11 protein-coding genes and 1 pseudogene are annotated in these 11788 nt (G+C 77.9%); all 12 read left to right on the top strand.

What is annotated here, in order from left to right:
- The 12 genes and pseudogenes from JD79_RS05100 (at position 1) to JD79_RS05045 (ending at position 11703) form a co-directional block, all read left to right on the top strand.
- Positions 1 to 849, top strand: coding sequence for a MaoC family dehydratase (locus JD79_RS05100; RefSeq protein WP_245899726.1), 849 nt, complete (start codon positions 1 to 3; stop codon positions 847 to 849).
- A 183-nt stretch (positions 850 to 1032) separates the two neighbouring features.
- Positions 1033 to 2310 carry a glycosyltransferase family 4 protein gene (locus tag JD79_RS05095; RefSeq protein WP_110004641.1) on the top strand — a complete coding sequence of 426 codons (1278 nt, stop codon included), beginning with the start codon at positions 1033 to 1035 and terminating at the stop codon, positions 2308 to 2310.
- Positions 2307 to 3464 (top strand): glycosyltransferase family 4 protein, encoded by a 1158-nt coding sequence (locus tag JD79_RS05090; protein ID WP_110004640.1) that lies wholly within the window; start codon positions 2307 to 2309, stop codon positions 3462 to 3464. Before JD79_RS05095 ends, JD79_RS05090 begins: the two co-directional genes overlap by 4 nt.
- On the top strand, positions 3464 to 4237 hold the full coding sequence (locus JD79_RS05085) for a methyltransferase domain-containing protein (RefSeq protein WP_146220395.1): 774 nt from the start codon (positions 3464 to 3466) through the stop codon (positions 4235 to 4237). Before JD79_RS05090 ends, JD79_RS05085 begins: the two co-directional genes overlap by 1 nt.
- Positions 4234 to 4911, top strand: coding sequence for an acyltransferase (locus tag JD79_RS05080; RefSeq protein ID WP_110004638.1), 678 nt, complete (start codon positions 4234 to 4236; stop codon positions 4909 to 4911). Before JD79_RS05085 ends, JD79_RS05080 begins: the two co-directional genes overlap by 4 nt.
- Positions 4908 to 6155, top strand: a complete 1248-nt coding sequence (locus tag JD79_RS22450; protein WP_211307874.1) for an MATE family efflux transporter — start codon at positions 4908 to 4910, stop codon at positions 6153 to 6155. Before JD79_RS05080 ends, JD79_RS22450 begins: the two co-directional genes overlap by 4 nt.
- Positions 6152 to 7036, top strand: a complete 885-nt coding sequence (locus JD79_RS05070; protein ID WP_110004637.1) for a hypothetical protein — start codon at positions 6152 to 6154, stop codon at positions 7034 to 7036. Before JD79_RS22450 ends, JD79_RS05070 begins: the two co-directional genes overlap by 4 nt.
- Positions 7018 to 7596 carry a hypothetical protein gene (locus tag JD79_RS05065; protein WP_110004636.1) on the top strand — a complete coding sequence of 193 codons (579 nt, stop codon included), beginning with the start codon at positions 7018 to 7020 and terminating at the stop codon, positions 7594 to 7596. The genes JD79_RS05070 and JD79_RS05065 overlap by 19 nt, the downstream gene beginning before the upstream one ends.
- A pseudogene (locus JD79_RS23470) lies at positions 7593 to 8198 on the top strand (YveK family protein); the annotation flags it as partial. The gene JD79_RS05065 and the pseudogene JD79_RS23470, both read left to right, overlap by 4 nt.
- A 136-nt stretch (positions 8199 to 8334) precedes the next feature.
- Positions 8335 to 9033 carry a CpsD/CapB family tyrosine-protein kinase gene (locus JD79_RS23465; RefSeq protein ID WP_110004634.1) on the top strand — a complete coding sequence of 233 codons (699 nt, stop codon included), beginning with the start codon at positions 8335 to 8337 and terminating at the stop codon, positions 9031 to 9033.
- Complete coding sequence (locus tag JD79_RS05050; RefSeq protein WP_110004633.1) at positions 9026 to 9736, top strand: hypothetical protein; 711 nt, start codon at positions 9026 to 9028, stop codon at positions 9734 to 9736. The genes JD79_RS23465 and JD79_RS05050 overlap by 8 nt, the downstream gene beginning before the upstream one ends.
- A 191-nt stretch (positions 9737 to 9927) precedes the next feature.
- On the top strand, positions 9928 to 11703 hold the full coding sequence (locus JD79_RS05045; protein ID WP_110004632.1) for a glycoside hydrolase family 2 protein: 1776 nt from the start codon (positions 9928 to 9930) through the stop codon (positions 11701 to 11703).
- Positions 11704 to 11788: the final 85 nt, after the last annotated feature.

The following is an 11788-nucleotide window of genomic DNA, read 5'->3' as shown; positions in this document are numbered from 1 at the left end:
GTGACCGTGCTGGACGCGGCGCCGTCGATGGCGCCGCTGTTCGCGAGGGCCGCGCTCACCGCCCGGGGCCGCGGCGGGAGCCTGCCCGACACCCGGCTGGCCCGCCGCGGCGTGACCGTGGACCTCGCCGAGGTGGCCGCCTACGCCCGCGTCTGCCGGTTCCCGCTGGGGAACGCGCTGCCGGTGACGTTCCCGCACCTGCTCGGCTTCCCGCTGCAGGTCGCGCTGATGGCCGACCGCGCCTTCCCGCTGGCGCTGCCGGGGCTGGTGCACGTGCGCAACCGGATCGACGCGCTGCGGCCGATCGGGCCGGGCGAGGCGCTCGACCTGGAGGTGTGGGCCGAGCGGTTCGCCGCCCACCCGCGGGGCGCGACGGTCGACCTGTGCGCGTCGGTGTCGGCCGGCGGTGCCGAGGTGTGGCGCGGCCGCTCGACCTACCTGGCGCGCGGGGCGCGGGCGCCGGAGGGGGCGCCGGCCTCCGACGTCGAGGTCGCCGTCGGCGACCTGCCGTCCGGCACGATCCGCTGGCGGGTGCCCGGCGACGCCGGCCGCCGCTACGCCCGCGTCTCCGGCGACGTGAACCCCGTCCACCTCTCCGCGGTCACCGCGCGGGCGTTCGGCTTCCCGCGGGCGATCGCGCACGGGATGTGGGTCGAGGCGCGGGCGCTGGCCGCGCTGTCGGGCCGGCTGCCCGACGCCGTGACCGTCGACGTCGGCTTCCGCAGGCCGCTGCTGCTGCCCTCGACCGTCGTCCTCGCGACGGCGCCGGCCGGTGGTGGCCGGGACCTCGCGGTGCGGGCCTCCACGACCGGCGTCGACCACCTCCTGGGGACCGTCCGACCCCTCTGAGCACCCTGCCCGTTCGGGTGATGCCCCAGGTCAGGCCCCCGTGTTGGACTCCTGACCCGGTGCAGGTGGTCGTCGGATGACCCCTGCGGGAGGACCCGCGTCCTCCCGACCGAGGGGGGGATCCACGATGGGCGTCTGTGCCCCGTCCACGGCCGGCCGCCGGCCGGCCGAGAGGGCCGTCCGGTGACCGGGCCGCTGCAGGTCCTGGTCCTCGGGTTGAACTACGCACCCGAGTCCACCGGCATCGCGCCCTACACCACCGGCACGGCGCGCTTCCTCGCCGACGCCGGCCACGACGTCCACGTCGTCACGGGCCTGCCCCACTACCCGCAGTGGGAGGTGGCCGAGGGGCACCCCCGTCGGCGCAGCTCCGGCCGCGACGGAGCGGTCCGCCTCACCCGCGTGCCACACCCCGTGCCCCGCCGCCCCTCGGGCCGCAGCCGGATCGCCATGGAGGCGGTCTTCGCGGCGCGCGCGGCGGTGACCCGCGTCCGGCGCCCGGACGTCGTGCTGGCCGTCAGCCCGGCGCTGCTCGGTGTCGCCGCGGCGCTGCGGTGGCGCGCACCGGGCCGGACCGCCGTCGGCGTCGTCGTGCAGGACCTCTACAGCCGCGCCGTCGTCGAGGCCGGGCTGCTCAGCGGCCGAGAGGCCCGCGCCACCGCGGCACTGGAGCGGCGGCTGCTGCGCGGTGCCGACGGCGTCGCGGCCATCCACGAGACCTTCCGCTCCTCCCTGGTCCGGCTCGGCGTCGACGCCGGCCGCATCACCACCATCCGCAACTGGACCCACGTCGGGCGGGCCACCGGAGACCCGGCCGCGCTCCGCCGGGCCCACGGCTGGCGCGCGGACGAGGTGGTCGCCCTGCACGCCGGCAACATGGGCGCCAAGCAGGGCCTCGAGAACGTCGTCGAGGCGGCGCGGCTCGCCCACGCCCGCAGGCTGCCGGTCCGCTTCGTCCTCCTCGGCGACGGCCACCAGCGCCCTGCCCTCGCCGCGCTGGCCGGCGACCTGCCCACCCTGCAGTTCCTCGCGCCGCTGCCCGACGGCGAGTTCGAGACGGCCCTGCAGGCCGCCGACGTCCTCGTCCTCAACGAGCGGCCCGGGATCGCCGAGATGTGTGTCCCCAGCAAGCTCACCTCCTACTTCGCCGCCGGCCGGCCGGTCGTGGCCGCCAGCTCGCCGCACAGCGCCGGGAGCGCGGAGGTCGCCGCCTCCGGCGCCGGCGTGCAGGTGGCGCCGGGGGACCCGGCCGTCCTCCTGCAGGCGGTGCTCGACATCTCCGGGGACCGGGCCGTGGCGTCGGCGTCGGGGCTGCGGGGGCAGGCCTTCGCCCGCGACGTCCTGCACGAGCGGGCCGCGCGCGCGGCCTACGTGGACTGGGTGGAGCGGCTGGCCGGGCGGCCCCCGCAGCCGGTGCGCCCGCGGGCGGCCGAGCCGGCGGCCGTGGGGGAACCGGCATGAGGGTCGCCCTCGTCCACAGCTTCCACCACGAGCACGTGCCCAGTGGGGAGAACGTCGTCGTCCGGGCGCAGGTCGACGCCCTGCGCGCCGCCGGGCACGAGGTCACCCTCGTCGCCCAGTCCAACGACGAGCGGGGACGGCGGCCCGGCTACCGGCTCGAGGCCGCCGCCACGACCGTCACCGGCATCGGCCCCGACCCGACCGCCGAGCTGCGGAGGGTGCGGCCCGACGTGGTCCACGTGCACAACCTGTTCCCCAACTTCGGCACCCGCTGGCTCGGGCGCTGGCCGGGACCGCTCGTCGCCACGCTGCACAACCTGCGGCCGCTGTGCGCCGCCGGGACCCTGCTGCGCGACGGCCGGCGCTGCACCGACTGCCGCACCGACCCGTGGGCGGGCGTGCGGCACGCCTGCTTCCAGCAGTCCCGCGTCGCCACCCTGCCGCTGGCCGTCGCCGGGCGCCGCGGCGCGGCCGCGCACCCGGTGGTCCGGCGCGCCGACCGGCTGGTGGCCATCTCGCACCGGGTCGTCGACGAGTACGTCGCGGCCGGGGTGGACCGCGCCCGCTTCGCCGTCGTCCCCAACGCGGTGCCCGACGTCGCGCCCGCCGCGTCGGTGCCGCCGGCCCGGCCGCGCTGGCTGTTCGTCGGCCGGCTGTCCGCGGAGAAGGGCGTCCGCGAGCTGCTCGACGTGTGGCCCGACGGCGTGGACCTCGACGTCGTGGGCGACGGCGAGCTCGCCGCCGACCTGCGGGCCCGCGCCCTGCCGCCGACCGTGCGCCTGCTGGGCGGGCGGACGAACGCCGAGGTCCGGGCGCTGCTCGGCCGCTACACCGGGCTGGTCGTGCCGAGCCTCTGGGCCGAGGCCGGGCCGCCCCTGACCTACGTGGAGGCCCTCGCGGCCGGCGTGCCGGCCGTCGCCTGGGCCGGCAACGGCGCCGCCGACGACGTCGCGGCGCAGGGGACCGGGGCCGTGGTGGACCGCGCCCCGACGACGGCCGCGCTCGCCGCGGCGCTGGACGGGGTGTACCGCGACCGCGACCGGCTCGCGGCGCGCTGCCGGGCCGCGTACGAGACGCGGTTCTCGACCGGCACCTGGATCGACGACCTGCTGGGCGTCTACACCGACGCCCGGCGTGACGCAGGGGGTAAGTGATGGCCGAGGCCGGCAGCGGTGCGTACGCGACGATCCTGGGGCGGCTGATCGCCTCCGGGGTCATCGGGCGGACGGACACGGTGCTCGTCCAGTTCGCCGGTGAGTTCGACCAGGCCGTCGCCGCGGAGCTGGGGCTGGAGAACTGCACGTTCAACAACCTCGCGCCGGACTCGCCGTCGAGCCGGCTGCACGGCGGCCGGGCGGGCGACGCGCACGCGATGGACCTGCCCGACGCGAGCTTCGACCACGTCATCGGGCACGCCGGCCTGCACCACTGCTCGCGCCCGCACCAGGCGCTGGCCGAGATGTACCGGCTGGCGCGCAGGACCGTGGTGGCCGTCGAGAACCAGGACTCGCCGCTCATGCGGCTGGCCTGCCGGCTCGGGCTCGCGGGCGTCTACGAGCACGACGCGGTGCGCGACGGCGGCGGCTCCACCGGCGGGGTCGACGGCACCGGCACGCCCAACCACGTCTACCGCTGGACCCGCCGCGAGGTCGTGAAGACGGTGCGGTCCCTGGATCCGGCGCACGACGTGCCGGTCGAGTTCCACGCCGAGTGGCTCATCGGCGCCGACCGCGCGCTGACGCCGTCCATGCGCGGCCTGGTCGGCGGGCGGCAGGCGCTCGTCCGCGGCCTCAACGGCACGCTCAACGGGCTGGTCCGCCGGCAGGGCAACATCTTCGGCTTCGTCATCCGCCGCGACCTCGCCCGGCGCCAGCCGTGGATCCCGGTCGCGCCCGCCGCCGCGCCCCTCGCGGAGGTGGCGTCGTGAGGGTCCGCTCGCGCTCGGTGCGCACCCTGCTCGCCGCCTCCTGCGTGCTGCTGCCCGGCGGCCTGCGGCGGTTCGTGCACGTCCGCCTGCTCGGCCACGACCTGCACCCGACGGCGAGCATCGGCCGGTCGGTCGTCGACGTCGACCACCTCGTGATGGGGGAGGGGGCGCGCATCGGCCACCTCGTGCTCGTCCGCGGCTGCGAGGAGGTCCGCCTCGGCGCCGGGGCGGTCATCGCGATGCTCGTGTGGGTGAACTCGGTGCGGGCCGACAAGGGCTACTTCACCGGCCAGCCCCGCCGTCCCGCCCTGGTGATGGGCGAGAAGTCGCTGATCACGGTGATGCACTTCATCGACGCCTGCGACCTCGTGGAGCTCGCCGACTACGCCGCCATCGCCGGCTTCGGCTCGATCGTGCAGACCCACGCCGTCGACATCGAGCGCATGCGCCAGGCGACCGCGCCCATCCGGATCGGCGACCACTCGCTGGTGGCCAGCCGCGTGCTGCTGCTGCCCGGCGCCGTGGTGCCCGACCGGGCGGTCGTCGCCGCCGGCGCCGTGGTCGGGCGTGCCCTCGAGGGGCACCACCTGTTCGCCGGTGTGCCGGCCAAGCCGGTGCGCGACCTGGACCCGGAGCAGGCGTTCTTCGTCCGCGAGACCTCGCAGCTCTGGTGAGTCCGACCCTCCGGCGCACGGCCGCGGGCGTCGCGGACCAGGTGGTCAGCTCGGGCAGCAACTACCTGACCGCGCTCCTCGCCTCGCTCGTGCTCGCGCCGCGCGAGTTCGCCGGCTTCGTGCTGGCCTACGCGGTGGTGACCGTGCTGGTGGCCGGCGCGCGGGCGGTGGTGGGCGAGCCCCTGCTGGCGCACCTGCCGACGGTCGCCGCCGCGCACCGGCGGGACCTGTCGTCGGCGGCGCTCGGGGCGGCAGCCGTCCTCGGCGTCGTCGCGGCCGCCGGTTGCGTCGTGCTCGGCCTCGCCGGTCCCGGCCTGCTCGCGGGGGTGCTCGCCTTCGCGGCCTGGGTGCCCGGCGTGCTGCTCGCCGACGCGGCGCGCTTCGTCCTGCTCGCCCGCGGCGACACCGTCCGCGCCCTGCTGGTCGACCTCACCTGGGCGCTCGTGCAGCTGTCCGCGCTCGCCGTCGTCTGGGCGGTGGGCTCGTGGAGCGTCGGCTCCCTCGCGGCCGCGTGGGGTGTCGGCGCGCTCGCCGCGGTCGTCGTCGCCGCCGTCTGCACGCGGCAGGGGCTGCGCCCGCCGGGGACCTGGTGGGCGGAGAGCCGCTACCTGTCGGGCTGGTTCACGCTCACGTCGGTGCTCGGCCAGGTGCAGGTCTACCTGGTGCTCGTCCTGGCCGGCGCGGTGCTCGCGGCCGTCGACACCGCGGGCCTGCGGGCGGTGCAGCTGCTGGTCCTCCAGCCCGCGATCACGCTGATGGCCGCCGTCCTCGTGCTCCTGACACCGCCCATGGCGCGCGCCTCGGCAGCCGGCGACCTCGCCGCGCTGCACCGCGCCCGCCGCACCGCCCTCACGGCGATGGCGGCGCTCGGGGCGGTCGTCCTGCTCGCCGTGCCGCTGCGCGACGTGCTGCTCGGTGCGGTGTTCCCGCAGTACACCGGCTACGCCGGGATCGTGGCGCCGGTGGCGGTGCAGACGGCCGTCGCCGCGCTGACCGTCCCCTTCCAGGCCCAGCTGCGCGGCGCGCGGCGGGGCCGGTCGCTGTTCGTCCAGCAGGTCGTCCAGCTGGTCACCCTCCTCGGCGGCGCGGCCACCGGGCTCGCCGCCGGCGGGCTGCCCGGCCTGGCGTGGGGCACCGCAGCGGCGACCGTCGTGGCCCTCGTGTCGATGGCGCTGGCCGCCCGGCAGGCCGGGACCGGCCCGCTCGCGGACGCCGCGCTGCCCGACCGGGTGGCGGCGACGTGACCGCGAAGAGGAGCGGCGCCCCGGCCGCGCTGGTCGCCGTGGCCGCCGTCGTGGTCGGCGTGCTGACCGCGGACGGGCGCGGGTGGGCGCCGTTGACGCTGACCGTGCCGGCCGTCGCCGTGGCCGCGGCCGTGCTCGTGGTGCTGGCGCTCCGGGGAGTCGAGGACCTCGCCGTCGGGCTGCTCGTCGTCGCCGTCGGCACCGCGACCTGGAACGGGCTGAGCGTGTCCGGGCTGCAGGTGGCCCACGCGAGCCTCGCGGCGGCCGGGGCGCTGCTCCTGGCGACGGCGGTCGGGCGGCGGCGCCAGATCGTGGTGCCGCCGTGGGTGTGGGTGCTGCCCGGCGCGGTGCTCCTCGTCGGCGCCGCCGCGGCGGTCTGGCCGACCGGCGAGGGGTACCTCGCGCAGCGGGCGCAGGTCGACCTCGCCGCCGTCGTCGCCGACACGCTGCCGCCGTTCGCGGTGGCCAACGTCCTCGCCGTCGTCGGGTGGGTCGCCGCCGCGGCGGTGCTCCCGGTCGCGGTGTGCCTCGCCGTGCCGTCCCGCCCCCGGCTGGCCGGGGCGCTCGCCGACGCCTGGGCGCTGGGCGCGGTCGTCAACGCGACGGTGGCCGTCACCGACGAGCTCGGCCTGACCCGGATCAGCGCCGCGCTGCTCCCGCTGGTCGACGTCGGCGGGCGCCAGGCGGGCCTCGGCGCGCAGCCCAACCACCTCGCGGTCGCCGTCGCGCTGACCGTCCCCGTCGTCACCTGGCGGCTGCTGACCGCGCGGTCGGGAACGGCGCGGGCCGGCTGGGTGCTCGCCGGCGGCCTGCTCGCGGCCGGGCTCGTGGCCTCCGGGTCGCGGGGCGGTGCGGTCGGGCCGTGGCCGGCGCCGGGCTGACCCTGCTGGTGCTCGAGGCGGGCCGCCGGCTCGTGGTCCCGCTGCTCGTGGCGGCCACGGCGGCCGCCGCGGTGGTCTGGGCCCTGGTGCCCTCCCTCGTGGACCGGATCGCCTCGGCGCTGCGCCTCACCGGCGAGGACAGCGCGGCGGCGAGCGACTCGGTCCGGGCCGGCGTGGCGGACCAGGCGCTGCTGGACTTCGCCCACTCCCCGGTGCGCGGCATCGGGCTCCCGGTCGTCGCCGACGGCCACAGCATCTACCTGCAGCTCCTGGCCGCGGGCGGCGCGCTGCTGTTCCTCGGCTTCGCCGCCACCGTGACGGCCGCCGCCGTCGACGCCCGCTCGCTCGCCCGCCGGCTCGGTGCGCTCCCGCTGGTCCTGCTCGTCTGCACCGCCGTGTGGCTGCTCGTCGGCGTCGTCGAGAACCAGCTCACCGACCTCTACCTCCACGTGCCGCCGGCGCTGGTCGCCGGCCTGCGCGCGGCCACCGCGGCGGCGGTCCCGCCGCCCACCCGATCCGTTCCCGCCCCCGTCCCTCCCGCTCCCGGAGCCGCACCATGACCTCGACCGCCCTGCTCGCCGCCCTCCGCCGGCAGTGGCGCCTGCTGCTGGCCGGCGTGCTCGTCGGCGTCCTCGCCGCGGCCGCCTTCGTGCACCTCAGCCCCCGCACGTACGCGGCCTCCGCGTCGGTGTACGTGACCGCGCCCAGCGGCGCCGATCCGCAGCAGGGCTCGCCCGGCGCGCTCAGCGACGCCTACCAGGGGCTGCTGCTGGCACAGCAGAAGGTCGGGTCCTACGCGGAGATCCTCGGGTCCGACCGCGTGCTGCTCCCCGTCGTCGAGGAGTTCGGCCTCGGCGGGTCCGTCGGCGACTTCGCCGACCGGGTGGAGGTCACCACCGACGGCGCGAGCACCCTGGTGCGGGTCACCGTGTCCGACGCCGACCCGCAGCGCGCCGCGGACCTCGCCAACGCGATCACCGACAGCTTCATCGAGGTGGTCGGCCAGCTGGAGACCTCCGAGGCCGACGAGACCACGAGCGCCGTCGACGTGGAGGTGGTGGACCGGGCCCGGGCCGGCGACGACCCGGTGAGCCCGCGCGTCACCCTCGACCTGGTGCTCGGGCTGCTGCTGGGCCTGCTGCTCGGCGTCACCGCCGCGGTCCTGCGCGCCGCCACCGACCGCTCGCTGCGGACCCCGGAGGAGCTCGGCGGGGTCCTCGCCGCCCCGGTCCTCGGCGCCCTCCCGGCGGACCGGCGGGCGCGCCGCGGGGCCGCTCACCGGTGCCCACGGCGAGGCGGTGCGCCGGCTGCGGGCGACGCTGTTCCTGGCCGGGACCGGGGAGGCGCCGGCCCTGGTCGCGGTCACCGCGTCCGAGCCGGGCGAGGGCGTGAGCACGCTGGTCACCGGCCTGGCCGGCGTGCTGGCGCCGGGCAGCCGCGTCGCCGTCGTGGAGGCCGACCTGCGGGACCCGGTGCTCGCCCGGCGGCTCGGGCTCGACGAGACGGCCGGGCTCGGTGAGGTCCTCGAGGGCCGTGCCGACCTGGCCGAGGCACTCACCACCTGGGGCGACGGCGTCACGGTCCTGCCCGCCGGGACGGCCACGCGCGACCCCGGGGACCTGCTCGCCACCGCGCGCGTGGGTGAGGTCCTCGACCGGCTGCGGGCCACCCACGACGTCGTCCTCGTGGACACGCCGCCGCTCGGGTCGTCGGTCGACGCCGCCCTGCTCGCCCGGCGCTGCGACGGCGCGGTCGTCCTGTGCCGGGCCGGTGCCACCGCGCGCGAGGAGGTCGCCGCGACGGTCTCGGAGCTGACCGCGGTCGGCGCCCGCGTGATCGGCGGCGTCCTCACCATGGTCCCGGCCCGCCGGCGGCGGCGCCGGTCCGCGGCCCGCGGTGCGACCGGGTCCGTCCGCACCGCCGTCGCGGCGCCCGAGGAGGAGCCGGTGGGCCTCCCGGACGAGGAGGCCGCCCCCGCCGGGGCGCACCGTGCCTGACCGCGCACCGGCCTGGTCGCGGCGGGCGGTGCTGCTCGGCGGTGCCGCCGCCGCGCTGGCCGCGTGCGCGGGCCGCCCGGGCACCGAGCGGACGGCCGCACCGCCGCCCGACGTCCCCGTCACGCTGTCCACGCGGTGGGAGGGCCGGCCGGACGGGCCGCTGCCGGACGCCGGTGACGAGGGGGTGCCCTTCGCGCTGAGCCTCTCGGGCACCACGGAGCCGCCGGTGGTGCGCGGCGGGACGCTGGTCAGCGGCATCCCGGCCGGCAGCGCGGGCGCCGTGTACGTGCTGCAGGACCTCGGGCGCCGTGTGCAGCGGATCGGCGCCCGGATGGGCTTCGGCCCGGGGGCGACCTCCGGCTCGGTGGCGCTGGTCGCCTTCGCCTCGGCCACCGACCTGTCGGCGCACTGCCACATGGTCTTCACGCCCGACCGCTGGATCGCCGGGGTCGTGGCCGACGGCGGCGTCGTCGAGATCGACACGCGGTACCACGAGTCGCCGGTGCCGCAGGACGGGCGCCCGGTGAGCGTGGACGTCCGCTTCGACGGCACCACGGCGTACGTGCAGACGCCCGACGGCGTCCGGCACACCCTCCGCGACGCCCGCTTCGGCCGGACCGACGGCCGGGTCGCGTGCTGGGAGTTCTACAAGGACACGCCGTCGTCGGCGGAGGCGCGCTTCCACGAGACCTGGGCCGGCTGACCGGCGGGTCGTACGCCCGTCACCGCCGGTCACGGAGCAGCCACCCCCGTGACACGGGATGTGGGAGAGGTACCCGGTGAGGTCGAGCACCCCGGCGGCCCCGGCCACCCGCTGCCGCTGGCCGCCCGACAGCGCCTCGGGCCGGCGCTCCACGCCGTGCCGTCGGGCGCGGGTTCCGGTGAGGTGGGGCCGTGGACCGCCGCGCCGACGCCCTGGACCCGACCGCCCACCCCCGTCCGCTGCTGCGCCGGCCCTGGCACTCCCTCGACGGCGAGTGGCGGTTCGCCGCGGACCCCGACCTCACCGGCCGGCCCGGCGGGGTGCGCTTCGACCGCACCATCCGCGTCCCCTACGCCCCGGAGACCCCGGCCAGCGGCGTGTCCTGGAGCGGCCCGCTGCACCGCGCCTGGTACCGCCGCCCGCTGCCCGGCCGGCAGGGGGACCGCCGCACCGTGCTGCACCTCGGCGCCGTCGACCGGGTGTGCGACGTCTGGGTGGGCGGCGCGCACGTCGCGCACCACGAGGGCGGCTACACGCCGTTCCGCGTCGACGTCACCGACTCCCTCGGGGACGGCGGGGCCGACCTCGTCGTCCGGGCCGACGACGACCCCCGCGACCTCGAGGCGCCGCGCGGCAAGCAGGACTGGCGCGACGAGCCGCACGAGATCTTCTACCCGCGCACCACCGGCATCTGGCGGACGCCGTGGCTGGAGTCCGTGGCGCGCGCGCACGTCACCGACGTCGTCTGGCGCGGCGATCCCCGCACGATGCGCGTCGACGTCCGCGTGGAGCTGTCGGTCCCGGTCACCGGCGCCCGGCTGCACCTGCGCCTGCGGCACGGCGACCGGCTCCTCGCCGACGACGCCGTCCGGGTCGACGGCGCGGTGGTCGAGCGCACCCTGCGGGTCGGCGACGGCGGCACCGACGACCGCTGGCACCTGACCTGGGAGCCGGGCCCGTCCCCGGTGCTGCTCGACGCCGAGGTGGCGCTGGTCCGCGACGACGGCGAGGTGCTCGACGAGGTGGCGAGCTACACCGCGCTGCGCTCGGTCGAGGTCGACGACGGGCACCTGCTGGTCAACGGCCGCCCGGTGCCGCTGCGCCTGGTGCTCGACCAGGGCTACTGGCCCGCCACCGGCGCCACCCCGCCCGACGTCGCTGCGCTGCGCCGCGACCTGGAGCTGACCCGCGCGCTGGGCTTCACCGGCGTCCGCAAGCACCAGAAGACCGAGGACCCGCGCTACCTCGCGCTCGCCGACCGGATGGGGGTGCTGGTCTGGGCGGAGATGCCCTCGGCCTACCGGCCCGGCCCCACCGCGAGCGCCCGGCTGCTGCGCGAGTGGGCCGACGTCGTGGTGGCTCACCGCGGGCACCCGAGCGTGGTCGCCTGGGTGCCGCTCAACGAGTCGTGGGGCGTGCAGGAGGCGGCCACCGACCGCGCCCAGCGGGGCCTGGTCACCGCGCTGGCCGCCACCGCCGACGCGCTGGACGGCACCCGCCCGGTCTCGGCGAACGACGGCTGGGAGGCCCTCGGCGGGCAGGTCCTCGGCGTCCACGACTACGAGCAGGACCCGGCCGTGCTGGCCGCCCGCTACGCCACCGCCGCGGACCTCGAGCGCCTGGCCACCGGGCGCCGCCCCGACGGTCACCTCACCGACCTCGACCGCGCGGGCGTCGCCGGGCGGGCCGTCGTCCTGTCGGAGTTCGGCGGGATCGCGCTGGGCGCCGGTCGCTCCGACGCCGACCGCACCGAGCCCTGGGGCTACGCCGACGCCCGCTCGCCGGAGGACCTGCTCGAGCGCTACCGCTCCCAGTGGGCGGCGGTCCACGCGAGCAGCGCGCTGGCCGGCGCCTGCTGGACGCAGCTCACCGACACCTACCAGGAGGTCAACGGGCTGCTGACCGCCGGCCGGGTGCCCAAGTGCGACGTCGCGGCGTTCCGGCGGGCCACCGTCGGCGAGGCGTGACCGGGTGGATCACGGCCGCGCAACGATCACCGCCTCGACCTGCGGAGCGGCTCCGGCCGGGCCAGTGTCGGGAGCGACGACGCCT

The sequence above is a fragment of the Geodermatophilus normandii genome, assembly GCF_003182485.1.
Classification (GTDB): Bacteria; Actinomycetota; Actinomycetes; order Mycobacteriales; family Geodermatophilaceae; genus Geodermatophilus; species Geodermatophilus normandii.
This window is presented reverse-complemented; position numbering and strand designations above follow the sequence as displayed.